This is a genomic window from Kitasatospora sp. NPDC056181, from assembly GCF_042266225.1.
In the GTDB taxonomy this organism is placed as follows: domain Bacteria; phylum Actinomycetota; class Actinomycetes; order Streptomycetales; family Streptomycetaceae; genus Kitasatospora.
Genome location: NZ_JBHJUK010000062.1, coordinates 23,931 through 48,067, shown reverse-complemented (window position 1 = coordinate 48,067; position 24,137 = coordinate 23,931). Strand labels below are relative to the sequence as shown.

General features: G+C 71.9%; 27 protein-coding genes and 1 tRNA gene. 8 read left to right on the top strand and 20 right to left on the bottom strand.

Annotated elements, in window-relative coordinates; translation table 11 throughout:
* Positions 1-93 precede the first annotated feature (93 nt).
* Complete coding sequence (locus ACFC1F_RS23290) at positions 94-795, bottom strand: DUF461 domain-containing protein (RefSeq protein ID WP_376160909.1); 702 nt, start codon at positions 793-795, stop codon at positions 94-96.
* Positions 796-1,208: 413 nt separating this feature from the next.
* Here ACFC1F_RS23290 and ACFC1F_RS23285 point away from each other — a divergent pair, with 413 nt between their 5' ends.
* The 7 genes from ACFC1F_RS23285 (at position 1,209) to ACFC1F_RS23255 (ending at position 8,396) form a co-directional block, all read left to right on the top strand.
* Entirely contained in the window at positions 1,209-1,691 is a 483-nt protein-coding gene (locus ACFC1F_RS23285) for a CarD family transcriptional regulator (protein WP_030244332.1), read from the top strand.
* A 304-nt stretch (positions 1,692-1,995) separates the two neighbouring features.
* Positions 1,996-2,745: a 2-C-methyl-D-erythritol 4-phosphate cytidylyltransferase gene (gene ispD, locus ACFC1F_RS23280; RefSeq protein WP_376160915.1), complete on the top strand. Its 750-nt coding sequence runs from the start codon at positions 1,996-1,998 to the stop codon at positions 2,743-2,745.
* The gene (ispF, locus tag ACFC1F_RS23275; RefSeq protein ID WP_209413689.1) at positions 2,735-3,235 is read left to right on the top strand and encodes a 2-C-methyl-D-erythritol 2,4-cyclodiphosphate synthase; all 501 of its coding nucleotides are present in this window, start codon (positions 2,735-2,737) and stop codon (positions 3,233-3,235) included. The genes ispD and ispF overlap by 11 nt, the downstream gene beginning before the upstream one ends.
* A gap of 212 nt (positions 3,236-3,447) precedes the next feature.
* The gene (locus tag ACFC1F_RS23270) at positions 3,448-3,843 is read left to right on the top strand and encodes a PPOX class F420-dependent oxidoreductase (protein WP_376160907.1); all 396 of its coding nucleotides are present in this window, start codon (positions 3,448-3,450) and stop codon (positions 3,841-3,843) included.
* 128 nt (positions 3,844-3,971) lie between these two features.
* On the top strand, positions 3,972-5,366 hold the full coding sequence (gene cysS / locus ACFC1F_RS23265; protein ID WP_376160905.1) for a cysteine--tRNA ligase: 1,395 nt from the start codon (positions 3,972-3,974) through the stop codon (positions 5,364-5,366).
* Positions 5,367-5,501: 135 nt separating this feature from the next.
* Complete coding sequence (gene rlmB, locus ACFC1F_RS23260; RefSeq protein ID WP_209413686.1) at positions 5,502-6,497, top strand: 23S rRNA (guanosine(2251)-2'-O)-methyltransferase RlmB; 996 nt, start codon at positions 5,502-5,504, stop codon at positions 6,495-6,497.
* A gap of 279 nt (positions 6,498-6,776) precedes the next feature.
* Complete coding sequence (locus ACFC1F_RS23255) at positions 6,777-8,396, top strand: DoxX family membrane protein (protein ID WP_376160903.1); 1,620 nt, start codon at positions 6,777-6,779, stop codon at positions 8,394-8,396.
* 316 nt (positions 8,397-8,712) lie between these two features.
* Here ACFC1F_RS23255 and ACFC1F_RS23250 read toward each other — a convergent pair whose 3' ends face one another.
* The 3 genes from ACFC1F_RS23250 to ACFC1F_RS23240 all read right to left on the bottom strand — a co-directional run bounded on the left by ACFC1F_RS23250 (position 8,713) and on the right by ACFC1F_RS23240 (position 11,289).
* Positions 8,713-9,489 (bottom strand): nucleotidyltransferase family protein, encoded by a 777-nt coding sequence (locus ACFC1F_RS23250; protein ID WP_209413684.1) that lies wholly within the window; start codon positions 9,487-9,489, stop codon positions 8,713-8,715.
* 48 nt (positions 9,490-9,537) lie between these two features.
* Positions 9,538-9,978: a hypothetical protein gene (locus tag ACFC1F_RS23245; RefSeq protein ID WP_376160901.1), complete on the bottom strand. Its 441-nt coding sequence runs from the start codon at positions 9,976-9,978 to the stop codon at positions 9,538-9,540.
* A gap of 219 nt (positions 9,979-10,197) precedes the next feature.
* Complete coding sequence (locus ACFC1F_RS23240) at positions 10,198-11,289, bottom strand: ABC transporter ATP-binding protein (RefSeq protein ID WP_209413682.1); 1,092 nt, start codon at positions 11,287-11,289, stop codon at positions 10,198-10,200.
* Between the two features lie 292 nt (positions 11,290-11,581).
* Between ACFC1F_RS23240 and ACFC1F_RS23235 the strand changes: the two genes are divergently transcribed.
* Positions 11,582-11,655, top strand: a tRNA-Thr gene (locus ACFC1F_RS23235).
* A gap of 421 nt (positions 11,656-12,076) precedes the next feature.
* On the opposite strand, the gene ACFC1F_RS23230 is transcribed toward ACFC1F_RS23235, so the two are convergent.
* From ACFC1F_RS23230 to ACFC1F_RS23155, 16 genes are all read right to left on the bottom strand, one after another.
* The gene (locus tag ACFC1F_RS23230) at positions 12,077-12,547 is read right to left on the bottom strand and encodes a hypothetical protein (protein WP_376160899.1); all 471 of its coding nucleotides are present in this window, start codon (positions 12,545-12,547) and stop codon (positions 12,077-12,079) included.
* Between the two features lie 790 nt (positions 12,548-13,337).
* Entirely contained in the window at positions 13,338-14,489 is a 1,152-nt protein-coding gene (gene xerC, locus ACFC1F_RS23225; RefSeq protein ID WP_376160897.1) for a tyrosine recombinase XerC, read from the bottom strand.
* The gene (locus ACFC1F_RS23220) at positions 14,489-14,677 is read right to left on the bottom strand and encodes a helix-turn-helix domain-containing protein (RefSeq protein ID WP_376160895.1); all 189 of its coding nucleotides are present in this window, start codon (positions 14,675-14,677) and stop codon (positions 14,489-14,491) included. The genes xerC and ACFC1F_RS23220 overlap by 1 nt, the downstream gene beginning before the upstream one ends.
* A 333-nt stretch (positions 14,678-15,010) precedes the next feature.
* Positions 15,011-16,972: a DUF3987 domain-containing protein gene (locus ACFC1F_RS23215; protein ID WP_376160893.1), complete on the bottom strand. Its 1,962-nt coding sequence runs from the start codon at positions 16,970-16,972 to the stop codon at positions 15,011-15,013.
* Between the two features lie 96 nt (positions 16,973-17,068).
* Complete coding sequence (locus tag ACFC1F_RS23210; RefSeq protein WP_376160891.1) at positions 17,069-17,428, bottom strand: hypothetical protein; 360 nt, start codon at positions 17,426-17,428, stop codon at positions 17,069-17,071.
* On the bottom strand, positions 17,425-18,120 hold the full coding sequence (locus ACFC1F_RS23205) for a DNA methylase (protein WP_376160889.1): 696 nt from the start codon (positions 18,118-18,120) through the stop codon (positions 17,425-17,427). The genes ACFC1F_RS23210 and ACFC1F_RS23205 overlap by 4 nt, the downstream gene beginning before the upstream one ends.
* 93 nt (positions 18,121-18,213) lie before the next feature.
* Positions 18,214-18,420 (bottom strand): hypothetical protein, encoded by a 207-nt coding sequence (locus ACFC1F_RS23200; RefSeq protein ID WP_376160887.1) that lies wholly within the window; start codon positions 18,418-18,420, stop codon positions 18,214-18,216.
* Between the two features lie 15 nt (positions 18,421-18,435).
* Positions 18,436-18,714, bottom strand: coding sequence for a hypothetical protein (locus ACFC1F_RS23195; RefSeq protein WP_376160885.1), 279 nt, complete (start codon positions 18,712-18,714; stop codon positions 18,436-18,438).
* Positions 18,711-18,926, bottom strand: a complete 216-nt coding sequence (locus ACFC1F_RS23190) for a hypothetical protein (protein WP_376160884.1) — start codon at positions 18,924-18,926, stop codon at positions 18,711-18,713. The genes ACFC1F_RS23195 and ACFC1F_RS23190 overlap by 4 nt, the downstream gene beginning before the upstream one ends.
* A 229-nt stretch (positions 18,927-19,155) precedes the next feature.
* Positions 19,156-21,312: an FtsK/SpoIIIE domain-containing protein gene (locus ACFC1F_RS23185; protein WP_376160913.1), complete on the bottom strand. Its 2,157-nt coding sequence runs from the start codon at positions 21,310-21,312 to the stop codon at positions 19,156-19,158.
* Positions 21,313-21,470: 158 nt separating this feature from the next.
* Positions 21,471-21,668 carry a hypothetical protein gene (locus ACFC1F_RS23180; RefSeq protein WP_376160882.1) on the bottom strand — a complete coding sequence of 66 codons (198 nt, stop codon included), beginning with the start codon at positions 21,666-21,668 and terminating at the stop codon, positions 21,471-21,473.
* Positions 21,669-21,712: 44 nt separating this feature from the next.
* On the bottom strand, positions 21,713-21,898 hold the full coding sequence (locus ACFC1F_RS23175) for a hypothetical protein (RefSeq protein WP_376160880.1): 186 nt from the start codon (positions 21,896-21,898) through the stop codon (positions 21,713-21,715).
* Between the two features lie 24 nt (positions 21,899-21,922).
* Complete coding sequence (locus tag ACFC1F_RS23170; RefSeq protein ID WP_376160878.1) at positions 21,923-22,390, bottom strand: hypothetical protein; 468 nt, start codon at positions 22,388-22,390, stop codon at positions 21,923-21,925.
* A 55-nt stretch (positions 22,391-22,445) separates the two neighbouring features.
* Positions 22,446-22,754, bottom strand: coding sequence for a hypothetical protein (locus ACFC1F_RS23165; RefSeq protein WP_376160876.1), 309 nt, complete (start codon positions 22,752-22,754; stop codon positions 22,446-22,448).
* Positions 22,751-23,707, bottom strand: coding sequence for a DUF2637 domain-containing protein (locus tag ACFC1F_RS23160; RefSeq protein WP_376160875.1), 957 nt, complete (start codon positions 23,705-23,707; stop codon positions 22,751-22,753). Before ACFC1F_RS23160 ends, ACFC1F_RS23165 begins: the two co-directional genes overlap by 4 nt.
* Positions 23,704-23,988, bottom strand: a complete 285-nt coding sequence (locus ACFC1F_RS23155; protein WP_376160873.1) for a hypothetical protein — start codon at positions 23,986-23,988, stop codon at positions 23,704-23,706. Before ACFC1F_RS23155 ends, ACFC1F_RS23160 begins: the two co-directional genes overlap by 4 nt.
* Between the last annotated feature and the right edge of the window lie 149 nt (positions 23,989-24,137).

The following is a 24,137-nucleotide window of genomic DNA, read 5'->3' as shown; positions in this document are numbered from 1 at the left end:
TTCAGATGTGTATATGACACTGGGTCGGCGTTCCGCGTTGCCGGCCCCGGACCGACGCGGGCAACGGAGGCCGGTCGGTCCTGGGGCCGCGGGTCAGTGGGTCGCGGCGGCCGTGGTGGCGGCGCCGGTCGGCACGGCACCCGGGACGGCCGCACCGGTGGCGGGAGCGGTGGCGGGTGCGGTCGCGGGAGCCGTGGCCCCGGCGGGAGCGGTGGCGGGGGCGGTGGCCCCAGCGGGGGCGGACGGCGCGACGGCGGGCTTGGACGGGACGGCCGCCGGGCTGGCGGTCGGGCCCCACCCCTTGTACAGGCCCTTGTCCGGGCTCACGGCAGCCTCGGTCTCGACCTTCTCGCCGCTCTTGAAGCCGAACGTGGTGGGCGCGTAGCCGCCGACGACCACGGAGACGGAGGCGACCTTGGCGACCGGGTTGCCCTCGCCGCCGAGCAGCACGGCGCCGCCGGCCGGGATGACGATGGAGCCCACCGGGGCGCCCTTGTCGTCGGCGAAGGTGGCGGCGCTGGTACCCACGGAGACGGACTGCAGCTCGACCGGGGTGGTCCCGGAGTTGCTGACGTTCACCGACACGTTGGCGGGGCCGGTGTACTCGCCCGAGGCCTCGCCCTGGGTGACGACGACGATGTTGTTCAGCCGGATGTTGGTGCCCAGCGTCGCCTGGGCGTTGTCGGGCTTGATCTCCAGGGTGTCCGGTGTGTTGCCGGCCGCGCAGGACGACAGCGAGGCGATGGCGAGGGCGGCGATGGCGGCGATGCTGCCGACTCGAAGGCTGCGGCTCACGGCGGCGGCTTCTCCTAGGTCACGTGGCGGTTGGTCGGTCTCAGATTATCGACCTTGCTTATGCGCTTCTCACGGGGTGGTCCCCGTGTCGCCCCCGAAGCTGTCCCGGGCGCCCGGACGGCGGCACGTCGCCGTGTGCAGGTCAAAGCTTGACCAAGATCGGATCACGATCCGGAAACGGCCCGATAAACGGTGAAAACCCAAGATCCAATCACGGTTTCAGGAGTGTTGCCGCAGGTTTCGGCGGGCGCCGGAACCGCCTCCGACCTGCGGGAAGCCTTCGTCGAACACCGGTCGCAGCACGTCATGGGGGTGGTTGTCAAGCCCCGAGACCGGCCCTGACCTGCGAAAACGCCCTTCGGGTGCGCCGAAAAGCGTGTTATTCTGGAAAGCCACGGAAGGGGTCCTGTCACATGACGTTCAAGGTTGGCGACACGGTGGTCTACCCCCATCACGGGGCCGCGCTGATCGAGGCCATCGAAATTCGCCAGATCAAAGGTGTGGACAAGACCTACCTGGTGCTCAAGGTGCAGCAGGGAGACCTGACGCTCCGCGTGCCCGCCGAGAACGCGGAGTTCGTCGGCGTGCGCGATGTAGTCGGCCAGGAGGGTCTGGACCGGGTCTTCGAGGTGCTCCGCGCACCGTACACCGAAGAGCCGACCAACTGGTCCCGTCGCTACAAGGCGAACCTGGAGAAGCTCGCCTCGGGTGACGTTATCAAGGTCGCCGAGGTTGTGCGCGATCTCTGGCGTCGCGAGCGCGAGCGCGGTCTGTCGGCCGGCGAGAAGCGGATGCTCGCCAAGGCTCGCCAGATTCTCGTCAGCGAACTCGCGCTGGCCGAAAACACCAACGAGGACAAGGCGGAGACGCTGCTCGACGAGGTGCTCGCCTCGTAGTGCAGTCGGGCTTCCGCCCACCGCTCACAGCGCCCGGTGCCGGCGCGCCGCTCCCAGGACGACCCGTCCTGGAGTGGTGCAGTGGCACTTCGGGCGCTGAGGCGTGTCCGGACGACGCCCCTTCGCCCGAGCCGGCTGGTCCCGGGATGCCTGACCGTTTCTGCGTGTACTGCCTCTGCGCGTTCCGCGGTACGTGGTCGGCGGGCGGGGACCATGGTGCTTTCGGAAGGGGCCCCGGACGCCCGTCGTGCACGGGGTCGTCGTGCACGCCATGGCCATACCCACTTCGCCGAAGGAGTGAAACCTGAACGCCACAGCAGCAGTCGCAGCAGCAGTGGTGCCCGCCGCAGGACGCGGTGAGCGGCTGGGGCCCGGAGCCCCCAAGGCCCTGCGGGAACTGGGCGGGGTGCCGCTCCTGGTGCACGCCGTCCGGGCGCTCGCCCGCAGCCGGGCGGTCGGCCTGGTCGTGGTCGCCGCGCCGGCCGACGGCGTGGCCGAGGTGGTCGGCCTGCTCGACAGCCACGGCCTGGACGGCAAGGACGTCCGGGTGGTGGCGGGCGGGGCGACCCGCCAGGAGTCCGTCCGGCTCGGCCTCGCCGCCATCCCCTCCGACGTGGAGATCGTCCTGGTGCACGACGCGGCCCGGCCGCTCGTCCCGGTCGAGGTGGTGGACGCGGTCGCGGCCGCCGTCCGGGCCGGGGCCGAGGCCGTGGTGCCCGCCGTGCCGCTGGCCGACACCGTCAAGCGGGTCGAGCCGAACCCCGGCCTGCCCGAGCCCGTGCTCGACACGCCCGACCGGGCCACCCTGCGGGCGGTCCAGACGCCGCAGGGCTTCCGCCGGGAGACGCTGGCCGAGGTGCACGCCAGGGCGCTGGCCGAGGAGGCCCGGGGCGGTCTGCCGCCGGTCACCGACGACGCCGGCCTGGTGGAGCGCTTCGGCGGCCGGGTGGTGGTGGTGCCCGGCCACGAGGAGGCGTTCAAGGTGACCCGTCCGCTGGACCTCGTGCTCGCCGAGGCCGTACTCGCCCGCCGGAGGGCCTCCGATGGCTACTGATCCGTCCGCACCGCTGCTGCCCCGGGTGGGCGTCGGCACCGACGTGCACGCCTTCGAGGCCGGCCGCCCGCTCTGGGTGGCCGGGCTGGAGTGGCCGGGCGCCGAGTACGGCCTGGCCGGGCACTCGGACGCCGACGTGGCCGCGCACGCCTCCTGCGACGCGCTGTTCTCGGCCGCCGGGATCGGCGACCTGGGTGCGCACTTCGGCACCGACCGGCCCGAGTGGTCGGGCGCGTCCGGGGTGACGCTGCTCAAGGAGGCGGCCCGCCTGGTGCGCGAGGCCGGCTACGAGATCGGCAACGTCTCGGTCCAGGTGATCGGGGTCCGGCCGAAGATCGGCAAGCGCCGGGACGAGGCCCAGGCCGCGCTCTCGGCGGCGGTCGGCGCGCCGGTCTCGGTCTCCGGGACCACCACCGACGGACTCGGCCTCACCGGCCGCGCCGAGGGCCTGGCGGCGATCGCCACGGCGCTGGTGTACGAGCGGCGCTGAACAGCCGGGGCGCACGCGGTGAGCGGCCCCGGCCGGAGCGTCCGGCCGGGGGCCGCCGTCGGTCGGCGTTGCTGCACCGGGGTGGGGCCGTCCGGGAATACCCGGGGACTGACGAGTGTTCAGGACCGTTCGCCGGGGCCGGAGTCGCTACCGTTCGGTGCGGGCCTCCTCGGCAGGCCCCCCGTACGCCGCTTGACGAGAAGAGGTCCCCGATGGCCGCACACCTCTCCGACCGGGCCAAGGCCCTGATCGACGGCAAGAGCTTCGCCGTAGTGTCCACCCTCCAGCCCGACGGCAGCCCCCAGTCCTCCGTGGTCTGGGTCAAGCGCGACGGCGAGGACATCCTGTTCTCCACCGTCGAGGGCCGCCGCAAGCACCTCAACCTGGTGAAGGACCCGCGGATCTCCCTGGTGGTCAACCCGCCGGAGAGTCCTTACACCTACGTGGAGGTGCGCGGGGAGGTCACGCTCACCCGCGAGGGCGGCCGGGAGCTGATCGACGAGCTGGCGGACAAGTACCGCGGCGAGAAGGTCTACAACTACGACGGCCCGGACGACGTGCGGGTGGTCGTCCGGATCACCCCGCGCAAGGTGGTCGGCAACCTCTGACCGAACGGCCGGCGGCCCGGTGAGGAGTGGGTGTCTCCGCCGGGCCGCGGAGAAGAAACGGTGCATCCGCGGTATTGACATTCGAGAATGTCGCGGGGCACCCCCTCGTGCCCACTACGCTTGACGCTGTGAGCATTCGACTGTACGACACCAGCACCCGCCAGGTACGCGACTTCGTCCCGCTTGTACCGGGTTGTGTCTCGATCTACCTGTGCGGCGCTACCGTCCAGTCGGCGCCTCATATCGGGCACATCCGGTCCGGCCTCAACTTCGACATCATGCAGCGGTGGTTCGCCTACCGCGGCTACCAGGTGACCTTCGCCCGGAACGTCACCGACATCGACGACAAGGTCATCGCCAAGGAGCGCGAGTTCGGCACGCCCTGGTGGCAGATCGCCTACGCCAACGAGCGCGCCTTCAACGACGGCTACGCGGCGCTCGGCTGCCTGCCGCCGACCGTCGAGCCGCGGGCGACGGGGCACATCCCCGAGATGATCGAGATGATGCAGACGCTCATCGCCCGGGGCCACGCCTACGCGGTGGACGGGAACGTCTACTTCGACGTGAAGTCCTACCCCGGCTACCTGGAGCTCTCCAACCAGAAGCTGGAGAACCTCCGCCAGCCCGAGGGCGACGGCGAGACCGGCAAGCGCGACCAGCGCGACTTCGCCATGTGGAAGGCGGTCAAGCCGGGCGAGCCGAGCTGGGACACCCCGTGGGGCCCCGGCCGTCCGGGCTGGCACCTGGAGTGCTCCGCGATGGCGCACAAGTACCTCGGCCGGGCCTTCGACGTCCACGGCGGCGGGATCGACCTGATCTTCCCGCACCACGAGAACGAGATCGCCCAGTCCAAGGCGTACGGCGACGACTTCGCCAGCTTCTGGGTGCACAACGCCTGGGTCACCATGAGCGGCGAGAAGATGAGCAAGTCGCTCGGCAACTCGGTGCTGGTCTCGGAGATGGTCGAGCGGTGGCGTCCGATCGTGCTCCGCTACTACCTGGGCGCCCCGCACTACCGCTCGACCATCGAGTACAGCGAGGAGTCGCTGCGCGAGGCCGAGGCCGGCTTCGGCCGGATCGAGGGCTTCGTCCAGCGCGTGGTCGAGCGCTTCGGCAAGGTCGACGCGGCACCCGAGGTCCCCCCGGCCTTCGCCGAGGCGATGGACGACGACCTGGGCGTCCCGCAGGCGCTGGCCATCGTGCACACCGCCGTCCGCCAGGGCAACAGCGCCCTCACCGCGGACGACAAGGAGAGCGCGGTGGCGAGTCTGGCCGAGGTCCGTGCGATGCTCGGAGTGTTGGGTCTCGACCCGCTCGACCCGCACTGGGCCGGGGCGGAGCGCGGCGAGGACCTCCACGGCGTGGTCGACTCGCTGGTCCGGATGGTGCTGGAGCAGCGGCAGGCGGCCCGGGCCCGCAAGGACTTCGCCACCGCGGACGCCATCCGCGACCAGCTCGGCGTGGCCGGGCTGGCCATCGAGGACACCCCGTCCGGCCCGCGCTGGACGATCAACAGCCAGTAACCCCATCTGACGATCGGGGTGAGGGTGGGCCGCACCGGACCGGTGCGGCCCTCCCGCATGACGTAGCGCATGTCGTCGGCCGGCTCCGGTTCCCACCGGGCGGCCGGGCATGCCGGACAGACAGGAAGTACAGCCATGGCCGGCAACAGTGCACGCAGGAACCGCCGCAACCCCGGATCGAAGAAGGGTGCGAGTGTCGGTACCGGCGGTCACAGCCGGAAGGCGCTCCAGGGCAAGGGCCCGACCCCGCCCGGCGAGGAGCGCAAGGGCCACCCGAAGCAGCGCCAGGCCAACGCCGCGCTCAAGCGCGAGCGGGACGCCAAGGCCCGGGCCGGCATGCGCCGGGCCGGTGCCGGCGGCCGCGGCGGCCGGGGCGGTGCCGGTTCCGCCGAGCTGGTCTTCGGCCGTAACTCGGTGGTCGAGGCCCTGCAGGGCGGTGTCCCGGCCAACGCGCTGTACGTCATGCAGTTCATCGACACCGACGACCGGGTGCGCGACGCCTTCCAGGCCGCCAACGACCGCGGCATCCCGCTGATGGAGGCCCCGCGGCCGCAGCTGGACCAGATGACCGGCAACATGAACCACCAGGGCCTGGTGCTCCAGGTCCCGCCGTACGAGTACGCGCACCCGGAGGACCTGCTGGGCTTCGCCGCGGACGCCGGCGAGGACGCGCTCATCATGGCGCTGGACGGCGTCACCGACTCGCGCAACCTGGGTGCCGTGGTCCGCTCCGCCGCCGCCTTCGGCGCGCACGGCGTGGTCATCCCCGAGCGCCGGGCGGCCGGCATGACCGCCGGTGCCTGGAAGACCTCCTCGGGTGCGGCGGCGCGGCTGCCCGTGGCCCGTGCCACCAACATGACCCGGGCGCTGGAGGCCTACCAGAAGGCCGGCGTGATGGTCGTCGGCCTGGCCGCCGACGGCGAGGCCGAGATCGGCGACCTGGAGGCGCTGACCGGCCCCGTGGTGATCGTCGCGGGCAGCGAGGGCAAGGGCCTGTCCCGGCTCGTCTCGGAGACCTGTGACATCCGGGTGCGGATCCCGATGCCGGGTGCCACCGAGTCGCTGAACGCCGGCGTCGCCGCGGGCATCGTCCTGTACGAGGCCGCGCGCCTGCGCAGCAAGGTCGGCTGAGCGGGGCCCTCCGCACAGCACGGACGAGGCGCGCGGCGCAGGCGGTCTTCCGAATTGGCCGTAGCGCGTCCGCAATCCTGGTGAAAGCGATCGGGCCCGACCGGGCCCGATCGCTTTTTTCATGATCACTTCAAGTAGGCGCCGGACATCCACCCGGGAGAGTGTCCTAACCGGGCGTCACCCGGTTAGACGGGTGTGGACACCAGAACACCTCGGCGCCCCCTCCTGGGCGGCGGCAGCACCGGGATAGACGCGGGCCCCGGCCTCAACACCGTCAAGGTGCCTTCCGACCCCGCGCGCCTCAGCAGCACCCAGGCGAGCTTCCGGCTCCGGCTCGGCACCCCGGTGGCGCCGCTGATCGACCCCCCGGCCGGACTGCTGTCCACCGGGGCGGCGTTCGGCGACCCCTACGCCAGCCAGGGCCTGATCCGCCGTCCGCTGGTCACCCCGCAGGTCGTGGTTCCCGCCTCCGCCGTACCGGCGTTCGCCGGGGCCGGCGGCGTCGGCGCGCCGCGCCGCAAGGGCAGGGTCACCGCCGTCACCTGGACCGGGCAGGCGCCCCCCGGGGACCTCGCGGCCACCCGGCTACTGGAGGCCGTCCGGCTCACCGGCGTGCCCGCGCCGGCCGGGGTCGGCGGGCGCGGCACGGCCGACGACGACACCCAGGTGATCCCGCCGTACGCGGGCGCCCGGACGGTGCCGCGCCAGCCGCGCGCGGGCGGCGGGAGCGCGACCGGGGCCGGCGTCGGCCCGGTCGGCGCGCCGCAGGGCTGGACGCCCAGCGGCGAGCTGCCCGAGGTCTCCGCGGCGTCCGCCGAGGGCCGGCAGCCCTGGTACCCCGGCCGCCGGGTCGACCTCGGCCTGGTGCTCCTGCCGCTGCGCGCCGTGCTGGGCTCGCTGTCGGTCTACGCCGGGTTCAGCAAGCTCTGCGACCCGGTGTACTTCGACGGCGGCGATCGCGGCTCCATGATGCGCTGGCTCTCCTCGCTGCACCCGTGGAGGGTCGCCGATCCGCTGCTCTCCTTCGCCATGGCCCACCCGGTGGGCTCGGGCCTGGTGGTCTCGTTCACCGAGATCGTGGTGGGCGTGCTGACCCTCCTCGGCCTCTGGCAGCGGCTCGCGGCCGGAGCGGCGATGCTGCTCTCCGCGGCCCTGCTCTTCACCGTCAGCTGGCGGGCCGTGCCGGTCTACGACACGCCGGACCTGATCTTCCTGGCGGCCTGGAGCCCGCTGCTGATCGCCGGAGCGCCGTACGCCTCGCTGGACGGACGGCTCAACCTGGAAGCCTGGCGCCGGTACGGTTCCGGTGCGCCGGCGGCCCTGCGCCGCCGGGTGCTGCGACGGGGTTCCGTGGTCACCGCGGTGGTGGTCGGCCTGACCCTGCTGCTCGGGTCGATGCTGGGCGCGGCGGTCCGTACCGGCGGCCGTCCGCACCCCGCGCCGTCCCGGCCGGCCACCGACTACGGCACGCCGGTCTGGCCGAGCGGAGGGCCGTCCGTGGCCCCCGGCGGGCAGGGCTCGTCCACCTCGCCCTCGCCCGCCCCCTCCCGGCCCGCCTCGCCGACGCCGAGTGCGTCCGCGCCGTCCTCCTCGGCCCCGGCACCGTCCTCGTCGAAGGCCGGGACGGCCACCCCGAGCGGCAAGGCGCGGTCGACCAAGCCGGAGACCGGCGGCACGGGCTCGGCCTCGTCGGCGGCCCCGTCGGCCTCGTCCCCGGCCGGATCGTCCCCCGCCCAGCGCAGCACCCCGGCGCCGGGCGGCTCGGGGGCGGCGCCCAAGCCGAGCCAGAGCACCGGCTCCGGCTCGGGGCTGCTGGGCGGGGTGCTGGGCAGCGGGCCGCTGGCCGAGCTGTCCGGCGGCGGCCGGAGCACGCGGCCGGGGTCGCCGACGTCCACCTGACGGGCGGTCGGGGTCGGCGGCGCGGCGGGTCCGACGGGCTGTCGGGTTGTCGGGCTCGCAGGGCTCGCCGGGCGCGTGTGGTTCGTCGGGCGTGTGCGGTTCGTGCGGCTCGTACGGCTCGCCGGAAACTGATCGGCCGGGTGCTCCGTGGGGGAGCACCCGGCCGATTGCCGTGTCGTGGCCGACCGTTGCGGGCCGTTCCGTTCCCGGGCCGCTGCGGGGCCCGGCGGGCGCCGTGGGCGGTGCAGGGCGGCGCTCAGGGCGGTGTCGGGCGCCGTGGGGTGTCGCTCAGGGCGCGGGGCGCCGTGGGGACCGGCTACCGGGGCGTGCGGCCGGCTCCGGAGGCGAGCTCCTTGGCGGCCTCGGTGAGGTCCTTCGCGGTGTCGATGGCGCGCCAGTAGACGCCCTGCGGCAGCTGGTAGCCGGCCAGCCGCTTGCCGCGGGCCAGCTGCGGGAACGTCGTCCGCTCGTGGTCGCCGACGTCCGGCAGCAGTTCGGTGAACTCCGGGGCGAACACGTACAGGCCCGCGTTGATGAGGAAGGGGGAGGGCGGGGCCTCGATGAAGTCCAGCACGTTGCCGAACTGGTCGGTCTCCACGGCGCCCCACGGAATCCGCGGCCGGGCCAGCGCCAGTGTCGCGACGGCACCCCGCTCGTGGTGGAAGGCGGCCATGTCGCGCAGGCTGAACCTGGTCCAGATGTCGCCGTTGGTGGCGTACCAGGGCTCGTCCGGCCGGGGGAGCGCCTTCGCCGCGTACTTGAGCCCGCCGCCGCGCCCGAGCGGTTCGGCCTCGACGACGGTGCGGACCCGCAGCGGCAGGTCGGCCTTGTCGAGCCACTCCTCCAGCACGTCGGCGAGGTGCCCGCAGGAGATCACCACGTCGGTGACGCCCTCGGAGGCGAGCCAGGCCAACTGATGGCCCAGGATCGGCGTACCCGTCCCCGGGATCTCGACGAGCGGCTTCGGGCGGTCGTCCGTGTAGGGCCGCAGCCGCGAGCCCTGGCCGCCGGCCAGGATGACGGCCTGGGTGACGACGGCCTGCTGGGGATTGGGGGGCTGCGGAGCCTGCGGGGGCGTGGTGTCAGCGGTCATGCCTGCACAATAGGCGTGCGCCGCCGGTCACCCGCAGTGGTGGTGACGTCAGCCGGTGATTCCCGAGGCGAACGAGCCGTCACAGACCGGGCGGGCGAAGGAACGGGCGCGCTGGACGTCCCCCTGGTACTTGCGCACCGCCGCCTTGCCCAGCTCGGTGGCGAGCGTGCTGCAGTACGGCGTCAGCGCCGGCTGCTCGCGCATCGAGCGCTCCAGCAGGTCCAGTGCGGTACCCGGGTTGTGCGCGCGCAGGTCGTCCAGCAGGGCGACGCGCAGTGCGTCCTGCGGTGCGAGCCCCTCCGGCGCCTTGCCGGTGGAGGCCCGCCCGATGCCGACGCCGTCCCCGCTGGACGCCGCCACGACCTGCTGGTCCAGGCCCGTCGGCGGAGCCCACGGCACCCTGGTCACGGCGAGGGTGCCGGTGGTCACCAGGACCACGGGCAGGGTGAGGGCGATGGTCTGGCCGATGCGGCGAACTAGCTGCTTCACGCTCAGGAGAGTAGCGCCGGGTACGCGCCGGATCGCCCTCCGTTACACCATCGAGTGACACCGTGTCCCGGTTCGTCCCTTCACCGTGTTGACGAAGGCGCGTCGGGCCCGTGGACCGGCGGCGGAACCGCGACGGAGCCCCGCCGGACCGTGTGGTCCGACGGGGCTCCGTCCTGCGCCCTTCCCCGCCGGCGGATCGTCTGCCCGGCGGGTGGTGACTCAGTTGCTCAGGCGGGCACCGGTGCTGGTGGAGAACACGTGGGTCTCGTTGGCGATCGGCACGACGTGGATGGTCTCGCCGCGCGCCGGGATCTGGCGGCCGTGGACGCGGACGACCAGGTCCTTGTCCTCGCCGCCGATCTTGGTGGTGCCGTACACGAAGCCGTCCGAGCCGAGCTCCTCGACCACGTTCACGGTGACCGCGACGCCCTCGATGCCGCCGCCCGGGACGATCTCGAAGTGCTCCGGGCGGATGCCGACGGTCACGGTCTTGTCGGTGCCGGCGCCGGACAGGTCCTCGCGGGAGATGTTGACGACCGAGCCGCCGAACTTCACGCCGCCGTCGACCAGCGGCACCTCGACCAGGTTCATCGCGGGCGAGCCGATGAAGCCGGCCACGAAGAGGTTGGCGGGCTTGTCGTACATGTTGCGCGGGGTGTCGACCTGCTGGAGCAGGCCGTCCTTCAGCACCGCGACCCGGTCGCCCATGGTGAGCGCCTCGGTCTGGTCGTGGGTGACGTACACGGTGGTGATGCCCAGGCGGCGCTGGAGGCCGGCGATCTGGGTACGGGTCGAGACGCGGAGCTTGGCGTCCAGGTTCGACAGCGGCTCGTCCATCAGGAAGACCTGCGGCTCGCGGACGATCGCGCGGCCCATCGCGACACGCTGGCGCTGACCGCCGGAGAGCGCCTTCGGCTTGCGGTCCAGCAGCGCGGTGAGGTCGAGGATCTTCCCGGCCTCCTCGACCTTGGCGCGGATCTCCGCCTTGTTGACGCCGGCGATCTTGAGCGCGAAGCCCATGTTCTCCGCGACGGTCATGTGCGGGTACAGCGCGTAGTTCTGGAACACCATCGCGATGTCCCGGTCCTTCGGCGGCAGGTGCGTCACGTCGCGGTCGCCGATGCGGATCGCGCCGCTGTTGACGTCCTCCAGGCCGGCCAGCATGCGAAGGCTGGTCGACTTGCCGCAGCCCGAGGGGCCGACCAGGACGAGGAACTCCCCGTCCGCGATGTCCAGGTCCAGCGCGTCCACGGAGGGCTTGTCGGCCCCGGGGTAGACACGGGTCGCCTTGTCGTACGTCACAGAAGCCATGGCTGTGCTCTCCTTCACCGGCAGGAACGTGCCGGACGATCCGAGTAAAGGGTGGATGTCGTGCCGCCGCCCCGCCCACTGGTCTGAACCACCGAGCGCACCGGCTCCCGGTGACGCTACCTGGGCCCCCGCTGCTTGTCAGCCCCCGGCCATCCCGTTTTCGGCATCGGTTCCATCACACCCGCCCACCCCACCCGGCCCCGGCCGTCCCCCGGATATGCCAGCACCGCCCCACCCCCGCCCGGTAGACTTCCCCCGGTGCCGCCGTGACCACGTCGCGGACGGTCACCATGCCTCCTTAGCTCAGCTGGCCAGAGCACCGCTCTTGTAAAGCGGGGGTCGTCGGTTCGAACCCGACAGGGGGCTCGCCTAAACGAGCAGGTCAACGGCCTGCCGAATGCGAAAGGCTCCGGACCGGGGACGGTCCGGAGCCTTTCGACATCTCAAAATGACATCAGCGGGCAGGGCGTCGGCGCTTCAACAGCCGCGACCGCCGCTCCCTCGTCTCTCGCAGACGCGCTTCGACCGATTAAGCACGTTCCCGCCTTTGACTGCCCGGTCTGCTCGCTCTTCGCCAGGCTCTCCGTCCCGGAAGTCGCGTGGCGACTTCGCGAGGGTCTGCGTCATCTAGTGGGCAGGTCCCGACCGGGCCGAGGATGAGAGCGATCCTCTGGCCCTGCTCCGGCTGGTCTCCCATGCCCGCCCCGACCTCGTGGAGGGCATGGGTACCGCGCTGGCCGCTGCTGGCGCAGTGATGATCGTAGATCCGAACTGGATTTTGCTACTCCTAGCAGACCAGCACCAATGCGGCTTGCCAGCCATCATCGATCGGCCACCTCTCGCCACCAAAGCGCGTCATCAAGTGCTCCGCCCTTAGATTGACGATCCTCGGAATGTTCTTGATCACGTCGATGATAAGCTGTGCCGATGCTTGCGAGTCTACTTCCATCCATGCAGGACTGACCGCATAGTTGTAAGTAATGAGCGACATCGGCGAATCGGGGGCAGTGTGGAGGGTTAGCGCCCCAAACGCTGTGCCCCTATTGATTTCACCCACCTCTGCAACCAATTGTTGGCTATACGGAAGATTGGTGGCCACTCCGGAGGTGAACTTAAGTTGGTCATCTGTCAAGATGGCTAAAAGTCCAACGTCGGAAATTACCGCCGAGCACGCAAATCCGGGAGTCCAGTTTTGCCACTGGCCTGGATATGCATATTCGAATCCCTGGTGAACGAATTCCTCTAGTGCCGCATTCATGGAAGCAAGCCCCCTGGTGTTGCGTTCATATAGTGCCGCGGTCGCGGGCTTTGGCCACCTGCCGTGCTCTCATTTCTTTCATTGCAGGATGATCTTTCCGCAGCGCTCGCACGGGTCGTTGTAGCCCTTGCGCACCCATGACTGTCGGTGACAGTGGGGGCACGTTACCTTGATGTTCTCGGGCATTGGTGCCTCCTGGCCTCGGCTAATGGCGGAGTATTTTAAGGGTAATGCCTCTGGTCGCTGCAAGAGGCTTTCTTGCGTCATCGTCCAGCCTCTTTCCCTGTAGGGCTGGCAGGCTGAGTGAAGGTAGGCTCCTTTTGCGTGAATGAATTCCCGTGGGGTGTAGAGATGGGTTCGAGGGTCGGCCCTTCTGGCACCTTCAGTCTCCGCCTGAATGCTCGGCACGTCCACCCCTGCTCGAATCACTCTGACTCGCCCTCACGTGGAGCTAGGAATTCATTCATTCACGTGGAGTAGCCGGGTCGGTCGACTGTGGCGACTGTGAGAGCTTTCCGCATATCGGACGTAACCTTCTGCCAGCAGTGGAGGCCTGCGGGCTGCTCGCAGGATGAAGTGCGTCAGGATCGCCAAGTGGAATTTGACGACCTGGGTACCCCCTAAGACCTCACCTGAGCAGGGGAAGCTGTGCTGACCCCGATCTGGAGAGAAGGGTCGTCAGTTCGAACCCGACAGGGGGCTCCGTTTCCGCCCCAGGTCAGACGGTCGGAGAACGCAGGATGCCCCGGGCCATGGTCGGCCCGGGGCGTCCTGACATCGCCAGGTGAAATCAGTCGCTCTTGCGGCGGCGCTTCAGTAGCCGGTCCATGTGGCTCATCGCCTCCCGCTGCTTCTCCTGCACCACGTGCGTGTAGATCTCCATCGTGACCGCGATCTGGCTGTGTCCGAGGATGGCCATCAGGTCCCGGGGCGCCACGCCGGCGGCGGACAGGAGCGTCGCGCATCCGTGCCGGGTGTCGTGCAGCCGGATCGCGGGCAGGGCCTCGGCCGCCGTCACCCGGGCGAACGACCGGGTGAGGTTGCGGGGCTCGATCGGCTGGCCGGTCCCCGTGGTGAAGACGTAGCCGGACTCGTGCCAGTCCTGCCCGGCCTCCACACGTCGCCGGCGCTGCTCGGCCTGCCGCAGCCGCTGCCAGCGGAGCGGGGCGACGCACATCATCGGCAGCGGGATGACCCGCATGCGGCGCGACTTCGGGCTGTCCTGGTACAGCACGCCGTCCACGCGCTGGAGTTGGTGCCGCACGGTCAGGGCGCGGTTCTCCAGGTCGACGTCGGACCAGTGCAGCCCGAGGATCTCCCCGCGCCGCAGCCCGAGCGCCACGGCCAGGACGAATGCGGCGTACATCGGGTCGCGCCGGGCCCCCTCCAGGAAGAGCAGCGTGTCGTCGAGGTTCCAGGGCTTGGTCACGCGGTACTCCACTCGGGGGGCCTGTACGAGCTTGGCGACGTTGCGGGTGATCAGTTCGTCCCGCACGGCGGCGGAGAGGGCTGTGCGGAGCACCAGGTGGGACTCCTTGGCGGTGGCCGCCGACACCTTCTTGGTTACGGTGCTGATGAGCCGTCGGACGTCGGCCGTGCCGAGCTTCTCCAGGCTTTTGGAGCCGAGCGCCGGCACCAGGTGGAGCCGGACGTGCATCTCGTACTTGTCGTAGGTCGTCCGCTTGCGCTGGGGCTTGATGAAGTGCTCCAGCCAGTACGGCAGCCACTCGGCGAGCTTGGCCGACCGGGTGGGCGTCGGGACGCCCTGCCGGTCGCGCAGGACGAGTTCCTGGCGTTTCTCGTCGCACTCCGTCCAGGTCTTGCCATAGACGTACTTGCGGGCGCGGGTGCCGTCGGGCTGGGGGACGTAGACGGCCGCCTGGTATCGGCCGTCCTTGCGCTTGGTCACCGTGCCGGCGCCGTTCGGGTTGCGCTTCGCCATCAGGCGGCCTCCTCCATCTTGGTGCGGACGTAGTCGTGCAGGGCGGTGACGGGGATGCGGCGGGAGCTGCCTTCCTTGAAGCTGGCGAGCTTCTTGGTGCGGATCAGGTCGTAGACCTTGCTGCGGCTCATGCGCAGGGCCTCCATGACCTCCGGGACTTCCAGTACGACGGGCGGGATCGTGGCCATGCGTGCTCCCTGGGCGGTGGCGGGGGCGGGGTGCCGCCGCAGAAACCGCAGAATCCGCAGAATTCGGGGCTCATGGCCGCTGAGCTGCGGTGATGGCGGTTTCGGGCAGCGGTTGGTGATCTCCGCAGAATTCCGCAGAAACTCCGCAGAATTCAGGCTGGGCGGACCCGCCCCAGAGCCGGTGGCGGACCCTGGGGCGGGCGCGGGCGGGTGCCCGTGATTTGTGCGTACTTTCTGCGGTTTTCTGCGGTAGTGGATCTTGCGGGCGTTGCCGCAGGTCAGGGCCGATGTCGGGCTTTTCTGCGGTTTCTGCGGTTTCTGCGGCGGGGTTGGCTACTCGTCGCCGGACAGGGCCGGGTGGATCTCGTAGCGGGGGGAGGGCTTGCGGCCCCGGCCGCGTGGGCGGGGCGGGGCCGCTTCGAGGCGGATGAAGCCGTGTTCCTCCAGCAGCACGAGCGCGGGGTCCAGGTCGGCGGCGGTGGGGAAGTCGCCCCGGGAGAGCTTGGTGAACAGGTCCCGGCGGCTGACGGTGCGCCAGCGGTTGTCCCGGCAGACGTCCAGGACGCTGGCGGCGCGGGTGACGGTGGAATCGGCGCCCATGGCCTCGAACACCGACAGGGCGTGGGCGGTGAAGTAGTCGCCCAGCTCGACGGCGGCGGCCATGGTGGCCTCGGTGACGGGCTTGATGTGGCCGTCGGTGAGGTGGGCGGCCAGGTGCAGCAGTCCGGCGATGCGGGCGACGGTGCCGGCGAGCTTGCCCGCCCACTTGGCGACGTGGCCGAGAGTCCCGCCCCGGGCTGCGAGCTGCGGCTCCAGACGTTCCTGGAAGGCGATCAGGAGGGCGTCGGCGCCGGGGGTGAGCTGGAGGACGGCCGGGTCGGTCCAGTCCGCCAGCGCGAGCGTGAGGGAGGTGATGTTGCGCTCGTACGCCTCGGACACGGCCGGTGGGACGGGGTCGGTGATGATGCGCCGGGTGCCGACCATGGAGACCGGGAGGCAGTACAGGAAGCGGGCGAGCAGGCCGCGCCCGTCGAAGCCACGAACCTTGGCGATGTCCTCCAGCACGCTGGGCTGCACGGCCAAGCCCATGGTCAGAGCGGGAGCCTCGATGAACTCCTGTCGGCTGCGGCGGTCCACCCGCAGCCGGTCCCCGGCGTGGCCCTTGAGGAAGACCTCCAGGTTGGGGGTGCCGGAGTAGCGGCCGGCGATGATGTCGAAGATGCCGCCCTCGGCCGACATCACGGACAGGCGGCCGCCCTGCTCGGCGAGCAGGGTGGTGATGGCCTCCGGGGTGGCGTCGTCGACCAGCAGGCGCGGGTGCGGCGGCACGGTGATGTTCTCGGCGGTCTGGGCCAGGCCGATCGCTTCGGCGACGAGCTGGTCCTTCTCCGGGCCGTCGGCCTTGGCGGCCTTCATGGCGGCCGTCTCGGCCACTTCGCGGGCGAGTCGGGCGGTCAGCTCGGCTTCCACGATGCGTCCCGATGCGGCGGCCTCCAGGGCCTTTTCCGCGTCGTAGAGGGGGCCGGTCATTGCGGAGAAGACGGCGGACTTGCGGTTGGCCGGGGGCAGGGCGACGACGGTGAACAGGTTCACCGGCTCGCGCCAGCGTCCCCGGATCTGGACCACGGCCCGGCCGCCGGCGGCGGTGGCGAGTACGGCCAGGGCCAGGGTGCCCGCCATGTCGGGCGGGGTCTGGGACTCCTCGGCGACTCCGGCAACGAAGTCCCGCAGCCACCCGGGCAGGGCGTGCAGGGGGAAGTCGGGCAGGTGCCGCACGGCGGTGAGCGGCACCGGGTCGGGCCAGGCCATCGGCTCCGGCTCGGCCGGGACGGCGAGGGCCGCGCGCAGTACGTCTGCGTCGGTGCCGGGCTCGTTGGCGGCCTGGACCAGGCGGGTACCGGCCTCGATCAGCCGGCGGCGCTTGGCCATCTCCCGGACGATGGCCCCGTAGTACTCGGCGTTCGCGGCGGTCGGAACCGCGTTCACCAGGGTGTGGATGTAACCGGGCCCGCCGACCCGGGTGAGGTCGCCGGAGCGGCGCAGGGCGTCGGTGAGGGTGATCGGGTCCGCGTTCTCGCCGAGATCCTGGATGGCGCGGTGGATCGTCTCGTGGGCGGGCCGGTAGTAGTCGGCCACGTCCATGACGGCGGTGACGTCGCCGAGGGCGGCGGGGTTGAGCAGCAGGGCGCCCAGGACGGCCTGCTCGGCCGCCATGTCGTGGGGCGGGGCGCTTGGGGCGGTGCCGTGCAGGGGCCGGACGTTGTCGTAGGACTCGAACTCGGGGTCCATGGTCATGCGGTGCGGTTCTCCCTTGTGTGTGGCGAGCAGGGGAAACCGGAGCGGCCGGGCTGTCCTTGGCCGGGAGTGCCGGCCGCTCCGGGCGGTGCTGGTTCAGGAGCCGAACAGGGCGTCCGGCTCGGCGGCCGGGGCGGTGGCCTGCTGGGTCCTGCGGGCCGCGTTGCGGGTGGCGTCGTGGCAGCGCTCGCACCACGCGGCCAGGGCACGCTTGGGCAGGGCGGCGATTCGGTGTGGGGGCAGCAGCAGATCGGCCGGTTCGGCGGGTGCGGCGAGCAGGCGGACGCGGCCCCCGCCGTGGTGCTGCTGGTAGCCGTCGTGGACGCGGTCGCATCGGCCGCCGTCCTTGGCGTGGGACTTGCCGCAGGTGCCCCGGCACTGGCAGCGGCCGGCGGCGGCCGCCATGACGGCCTGCCACAGATCGGCGCCCGCCAGGGGCGGCACGCGCCCACTCACGCGGGCACCTTCTCGTCCGCGAGCAACGCGGCCGCGTGGCGGCCGATCAGCTCCGTGTACGCGGGCGGGATGGCCTCGGCCAACTCCCGGCGGTCCGTGGTCCAGTGGATGCCCATGGCGTCCTGCCACTCGGCGACGGTGCCCTTGCCGCCGCCGTTGCCGTACACCTGGAAGTAGTGGCCCTCGAACTTCCGGCCGTGGCGGTAGCCGGCGGTGCGGCCCCGGTGGGGGACGTGCGGCGGCTGGAGCATGAACCAGCCGCCCAACTCGAAGTTGCGGTGTCGGATCACCCGCAGCCCGAACTGTTCGCCGCACAGCGTCAGATCGACGCGCATACGCCGGGAGGCCCGCCCCGGCGGCTGCTCGATCACGTAGGGCCTGCCCACGGCCTCCAGGGCGGCCCGGGTGGGCTCCAGCAGGTCCGCGTACCGGTCGCGCTTCGCCTGGTTGGTGCCGGCGGTCAGGGTGCAGTCGTACTGACAGGGCGGGCTGGTGTGGATGAGGTCGTACTCGTGGCCGTGGGCCCGGATGTAGGCGACGGCGTCGCCCTGCACGAAGCGGTGCGGGTAGTTCGGCTGGTCGGCGATGTCGACGCCGGTGACCTCGAACCCGGCGGCGGCGTAGCCGGTTCCGGCGCCTCCCGCGCAACAGAACGCGTCGAGGACTTTGAGCGGCGGGGTGGAGAGGGTCATGCTGGTGGTTCTCCTCGTCTCGTTGTGGCGAGCAGGGGAAACCGGAGCGGCCGGGCTGTCCTTGGCCGGGAGTGCCGGCCGCTCCGGGCGGACTCAGTCCTCCTCGGGCGCGCCGTACTTGGCGTCCCAGCGGTCGAACGCGTCCTGCTGGATGCGGTCGGCCTTGTTCTCCAGCCGCTTGGTGGACTTACCGCGGCTCTCGGCGCGGACGATGCGCACGCCGAGCATGAACAGGCGGGCGGCGTCGCCGAGGTTGTCGGCGCCCATCTGGCGCGGGTCGAGGTAGGTGCGCTTGGTCATGCGAGTTCTCCTGGTTCAGGCGGCCCGGCGCTCGGCGCCGGGGAAGGGCAGGACGGTGGCGAGGCGGGCGGGCTGTCCGTCGGCGAGGGCGGGGGCGCCCTCGCCGCCGTCGGGCGGGGCCGCGCTGTCGGTGGCGGCCCGGGCGGCGCGTTCGGCGGCGGACTCCGCCAGCACGCGCTGGACGGCGGCGGAGTCGGTCTTGGCGCCGCGCTGGGAGATGAGGACGGGGACGGCGAGGGCGAGGCCGGGGCCGAACAGGACGGCGGCGGTGATGGCGTCGGTGGTGGTGCTCACGCGGCGTCTCCTCGGGTGGCGTGGGCGAGCAGGTCGATGAGGTCGGTGCCGAGCAGGGCCGTGCGCTGCTCGATGGCGGTCCAGGACTCGGGGTCGATGTGCATGAGCGCGGCCAGGGCGGCGGCCGGCCGGTGGTCGGCGGCGGCGGTGAGGGCGTCGCGCAGGTGGACGGCGGCGAGCGGCCGGATCACGGCCGGGGCGGGTGCGGTCACGGGATGGCTCTCCCTTCACTAGTGGTTGCGGAGAGTGATGGCGGGTGGGCAGGGAGGGAGGCGGGCCCCGGGCCGGGAGGCCGGTTTCCGGGGCCCTGGCAGGACGGTGCGGGATACCTCCCTGCCTCCCTGGCTCGCCCATCTGGGCTGATCAGGGGCAGGGTGGGGGTTCAGGGAGGCGGGGAGGGAGAACTCCCTGCCTCCCTTCCGGCTCCCTCCGGCGTTTCGGTTACGCTCCGGCGTCTTCGGCGCGGAGCTGGAGGGCGGATTCGACCTTGGAGCGGGAGACGACCATCTGCCCGTCGGACTTGTAGGGGGCGGCGCCGGCCGGGTCCAGGACGGCCTTGAGGTCGCTGAAGGTCCACTCCCGGTACTCGCCCGGGTTGCGGGCGGAGAGCCGGGCCAGCACCTCCTGAGTACGCATCCGCTTCTCGGCGCCGAGCACGAAGGCGACGTCGGCGAGCGGGTCGACCGTCTCCGGCCGCTCGACCGCGCTGAGGGTGGTGACGCCGGAGCGGCGGGCCTTGGCGCGCTCGGCGACGTCGCCGGCGTCCTCACCCGAAATGAAGTGCGTGCGAATCGTGGTGGACGACTGTCCGGGGGCGAGCTTGACGCCGTCGCCGGCGACCACCACGACGCCCTTGTCGAGGCCCTGGCGGAGCTTGTGCGGGGCGGCGCCGCCGTTGACGGCCTTGTCGCCGAGCGCCATGCGGGCCTGTTCCTCGGTGCCGAGCACGAGCGAGGCCCGGATGTGGGCGCCCTCGCGCACGAGCTTGGGCAGGTTCTGGTCGGTGGGGTCCTGGGTGCCCTGCCACAGCACGACGTTCACGGCCCGGCCCTGGTTGTGGATCTTCCGGGCGGCCATGAAGTAGCGGGACGTGGCCTTCACCCCGCCGTAGGGGCGCCTGTCGTCGCCGACCGCGGGGCACATGAACGCGACCTGCGCTTCGTCGACCAGCAGCACGATGGGGTGGAAGCGCGGGTCGTTGCGGGCCATCTCCCGGGTCACGCCGTCGGTCGCGCCGGACTGCTCCAGCAGCTCGATGCGGCGTTCCATCTCGGCGACGCCCTGCTCCAGCATCTCGGTCGCGTCGATGACGTGCTGGTCGGTGGGGCCCTGGATGAGGACGGTGGCCAGGCCGTCGAACATGCGCCAGTCGCCCACACCCTTCAGGTCGGCGATGCGGAACTCCACCGAGACGTCCGTGGCCAGCCACAGGGCCAGGGCCCGCAGGCTCGCGGTTTTGCCCTGGTTGGACAGGCCGGTGATCAGCAGGTGCCGCTGGAGCAGGGCGAGGGCGGCGGCGTCGCCGCGCAGGTCCTGGCCCCACGGGGCCTGGCCGTTGTAGAGGTCGGCGGTCGTATCGGGGTCGGTGACCAGCGGGGACGGACCGATCGGCTCGTCCAGCGCCCCGCTGTCGGCGATCCACAACCGGACGGTGCGGGCGGCCAGGGGGATGGTGATGAACACCTCGTGCTCGTGCCGGGACAGGTTCTCGGCGAGCTTGCGGCGGCGCTTCTGGACTTCCTCCGTCGACACCCCCGACGGCAGGGTGACGTCGACCTCGACGCCGCACCCGGCGATGCGGATCGGGCCGAGCATCCCGGCGCCGGCGTCGCCCATCTCCCGGATCGCACTCCGGAGCGGGCCGATGCCGAGGTCCCGCAGCGCGGTCACCACCACCGAGGGGGTGATCGGCGCCCCGGCGTCGTCCCGGGCGGCGCCCGGGAGGGTCCAGGCGGGGGCGGCCTGGCGGTGGCGGCCGAGCGCCCACAGAGACAGCAGGCCCAGCCACGGGCCGAGCACGGTGAGCGGGCCCCACAGGATGGCGATGAACACTGCGACCCACCGGATCAGCTCGATCGCGGTCATGGTCGGCGCCACCAACTGTGCGATGTCCTTCTCGGCGATGGCCAGGACCACGCCCAGCAGGATCAGCGCCCCCTCGGCCGTGCCGACGGCGAACGCGGCCGACTTCGCCAACTGCTGAGGGGCCTTCAGCAGGTCCATGCGGCGCTGGTGTCGGGCCGCGCGGAAGGCGGCGGCGCGGACCTCCCACTCCATGGCCACCTCGTGCTGGCCGGCGGCCTCAGCGGTGCGCATCATCCGCTCGTAGCGGGCCAGGGTGCGGCCGTCCCACGCCCGGCGGGCGGCGATGCGCGCCCCGGAGACGACGTAGGCGCCGTGGCGGACCACCAGACGGAAGGCGGTGCGGGTCCGGTCGTCGGTGAGCACGACGTGGACGGATCGGCCCCCGCGCACCCACGCCGGCGGCCGGGCCGGGCCGGGCAGCGGGTTGGGCAGGACGACACCCTCGACCGGAACGGGCGGCGGGGCCGGGTCGGCGGCGGTGGTGCGGGCGGCGCGGGCCTTGTCCAGGTCCACCACCACGCCCCCGCCGGGGCCGGGATCGGTGCTGCGGTCGGTGCTGTGCGGCTGGTTCACTGGGTGTTCCTTCCTCACTGCGGCTGTGGTGCGGAAAGGGGCCCGGGACGGCCGCCTGGCCGGCAAGCTGTCGGCCGTCCCGGGTGCAGAGCGAGTGGTCAGCGGCCCGTGGGCCGCAGCTCGTGGGTGTGGCACAGGACGGGGCCGATCAGCAGGCCGATCCGGTGGACGGTCCACCGCCCGTCGGTGAGCGGGCCCGGGGGCGCCTCGTCGACGATCCGGCCGGTCCGCCCGACGGCCCGGGGGTCGTCCTCGCAGGAGACGATCAGCACTTCGTCCCCACCGTTGAACGCCATGGCGATCTCCTTCCGGTCAGTTGCCGAGGACAGCGACGAGGGGGTCAGGAGCGGCGCAGGGAGCGGCAGGTGGCGCCGTGGCGCTCGGCCTGTTCGGCGGCCCGCTGGCGGGTCATGGGGTAGCTGGTGGCGTTGCAGCCGTCGCACTTCCAGTGGGAGGTGGTCAGGCCGGTGATGACGCGGACGATGCCCTTGACGGGGTAGCGGTGCACGGGCGGGCGCTGGTACATGGCGGGTTCTCCCTGGTGGTGGTTTCAGGCGGAGGCGATGAGGGCGGCGCAGGTCTCGAAGGCGTGGTGCCAGGCCTGGTCGAGGGCGTAGGCGCCGTTCATGCCGTGGTCGGCGAGGCGGACGAAGTTGCCCTTGCCGGTGGCGTCGGCCAGGCGGCGCAGGGGCTCGCGGCGGTCGGCGACGTAGTGGGTGGCGGCGGACAGGGCGAGCGCGGCGGCGACCGGTCCCGGGCGGAGCCGGACGCCGAGCAGGCGGCTACCGGCGATGAGCGCGGCCGCCTGGGCGGCGGTGTAGGCGGCGACGTGGGCGGCGCAAGCCTGGCGGCCGGCCGCGCTGCGCTGCCCCTCGTTGTGGTCGTGCTGGCCCTTGGTGGCGGCCTGGTGGTCGGTCTGGACCCAGTGGTCCGCCACGTCCGCCGACGCCCGCAGCAGGGCATAGACGGCGGCGAACCGGGCGGCGCGGACGCTGTTCACGAAGACTCCAAAGGTCATGTGATGCAGAGGAGTTGTGCCAGTCGACCGGTGATCGACACGGCCAAGGCGGAGATCAGTCAGCGAGGGCGATGACGAACAGCTCCACCGGCACGCCGTCGTACTCGCCGACGGCACGCAGCCACGCGCCGTGGCGGCAGCGGTTGTAGTCGGTCCAGGACGGGGCGAGGTCGAGGGCGGCGCGCCAGTGCTCGAACCGGGTGATCGAGTCGCGGATGATCAGGCACACGCCCCAGTCCGGCTCTCCGCTGTCGCTCTCGTAGTCGCACAGCTCGAACTCGTCGGGCTGCATGTCCCCGTGCTCGGCGAGCAGCGTCAGCAGCACGTACGCGGCGTCGTCCCGGGTGGCGATCTGGGTGGTCACGATGCCTTCTCCTCGCTGGAGTTGACGGTCTCTGTGGTCGCTTCACCAGTGACCGGGGCGGGGTCGGGAACGGCGTGCAGCGCGGGCCGCTCCGCCTCGGCCGGCTCAACCGGGACGGCGCGTTCGGCCTTGAGCAGGTGGCGCAGGGCCCGGGCCCGGTCGGCCGACGTGCGGAGCTCGGTCCGGATGCGGTCGGCGGTCAGATCGGCGTCCGGCCAGTCGGCCGTGACCGACCGGGCCTCGGCGAGCAGCTCGTCCGCCGTGCGCTTCGGTCGGGTCGTGCGGGCCGCCGCCGGGACGGTGCCGGTCGTCCGACGGGGCCGCGCCGGCGGTGTCGCGGTCGGCTTCCGGGTCGGCTCGACCGGCGCAGGGTCGGCGGGCGCTTCGGTCGGCTCGGCGGGCGGAGTGGTCGGGGCCGGGGCAGGCGCGGGGTCGGCCGACTCGTACAGCGGCCAGTCCGGCTCGGCGGTCACGGGTTCGGGCAGGTCAGACCCCGACCGATTTGATGTGGTCTGGTTTTTTTCTGCCGGTTCGGGCTTGTGGTGCAGGACCTTTGCCACCAGGTCCGACCCGAAGTAGATCGACCCGACCGGAAGCGACGACGCGAGCAGGACCAGCGCCCAATGGGCGGGCGCCCAGTCGGCCAGCCGCATCCGACCGCCGGTGTGCAGAGTCGGCACCAGGCCGTGCACGTAGTTGAGGACCAGCGAGGCGGCGGTGTAGCCGACCAGGACCCGCAGGGCGAACCGTCGGTCGTCCCCGATGAGGACGAGTACGGCGATCAGGGCGAGGGCCATCAGGCCGTCGACCACCAGCGGGTAGACGGTCGAGGCGGTCGGGTCGGCCCCGATCGCCGACGCCACGTCCTTCAATGCGTTCCAGGAGACGCGGAACGCCATGCCGACGACGGCCAGCAGGGCCGCCACCATCCAGAACTTCCCGGCCCGGGTCACGCGGCCAGCTCCGGCCAGGGCCGGCGGCAGGCGGCCTGGCGGTGCAGCGGCACCGGCGCGGACCGCAGCAGCTCGGCGGCCACCGCCGCCGACTCCGGGTCCGTCTCGTACAGCTCGGCCAGCACCTCCCGGGCCACGTCGGTCCGGGCCGCGTACTCGGTGGCGCTCTCGCCGGCCACGCCACCGAACAGCGCGTCGAACGGCGCGTTGTCGATGCCGAGCGCCAGCTCAGCGAACTCCCGGGCCGAAACGGCCCGTTGACCTGCAACAATCGACTTCACGGGTTCACCTCTTGGTAGATGGGTGTGAGCCCACGAGGGCCGCCACGCTTTCCTTGGCCGGGGGCGTGGCGGCCCGACTCATGCGGGCCCAGCTGCTCGTGGTGCACGAGTAGCCATGACCCCCGACCCGCCACATGCGGCACGGATCG

Bases quoted from the DNA above. Each gene is read 5' to 3' on its own strand.
- ACFC1F_RS23285 (WP_030244332.1), top strand. From the start codon at position 1,209: ATGACGTTCAAGGTTGGCGACACGGTGGTCTACCCCCATCACGGGGCC.
- ispF (WP_209413689.1), top strand. From the start codon at position 2,735: ATGGCTACTGATCCGTCCGCACCGCTGCTGCCCCGGGTGGGCGTCGGC.
- ACFC1F_RS23270 (WP_376160907.1), top strand. From the start codon at position 3,448: ATGGCCGCACACCTCTCCGACCGGGCCAAGGCCCTGATCGACGGCAAG.
- rlmB (WP_209413686.1), top strand. From the start codon at position 5,502: ATGGCCGGCAACAGTGCACGCAGGAACCGCCGCAACCCCGGATCGAAG.
- ACFC1F_RS23250 (WP_209413684.1), bottom strand. From the start codon at position 9,489: ATGACCGCTGACACCACGCCCCCGCAGGCTCCGCAGCCCCCCAATCCC.
- ACFC1F_RS23240 (WP_209413682.1), bottom strand. From the start codon at position 11,289: ATGGCTTCTGTGACGTACGACAAGGCGACCCGTGTCTACCCCGGGGCC.
- ACFC1F_RS23230 (WP_376160899.1), bottom strand. From the start codon at position 12,547: ATGAATGCGGCACTAGAGGAATTCGTTCACCAGGGATTCGAATATGCA.
- xerC (WP_376160897.1), bottom strand. From the start codon at position 14,489: ATGGCGAAGCGCAACCCGAACGGCGCCGGCACGGTGACCAAGCGCAAG.
- ACFC1F_RS23220 (WP_376160895.1), bottom strand. From the start codon at position 14,677: ATGGCCACGATCCCGCCCGTCGTACTGGAAGTCCCGGAGGTCATGGAG.
- ACFC1F_RS23215 (WP_376160893.1), bottom strand. From the start codon at position 16,972: ATGACCATGGACCCCGAGTTCGAGTCCTACGACAACGTCCGGCCCCTG.
- ACFC1F_RS23205 (WP_376160889.1), bottom strand. From the start codon at position 18,120: ATGACCCTCTCCACCCCGCCGCTCAAAGTCCTCGACGCGTTCTGTTGC.
- ACFC1F_RS23200 (WP_376160887.1), bottom strand. From the start codon at position 18,420: ATGACCAAGCGCACCTACCTCGACCCGCGCCAGATGGGCGCCGACAAC.
- ACFC1F_RS23180 (WP_376160882.1), bottom strand. From the start codon at position 21,668: ATGGCGTTCAACGGTGGGGACGAAGTGCTGATCGTCTCCTGCGAGGAC.
- ACFC1F_RS23175 (WP_376160880.1), bottom strand. From the start codon at position 21,898: ATGTACCAGCGCCCGCCCGTGCACCGCTACCCCGTCAAGGGCATCGTC.
- ACFC1F_RS23170 (WP_376160878.1), bottom strand. From the start codon at position 22,390: ATGACCTTTGGAGTCTTCGTGAACAGCGTCCGCGCCGCCCGGTTCGCC.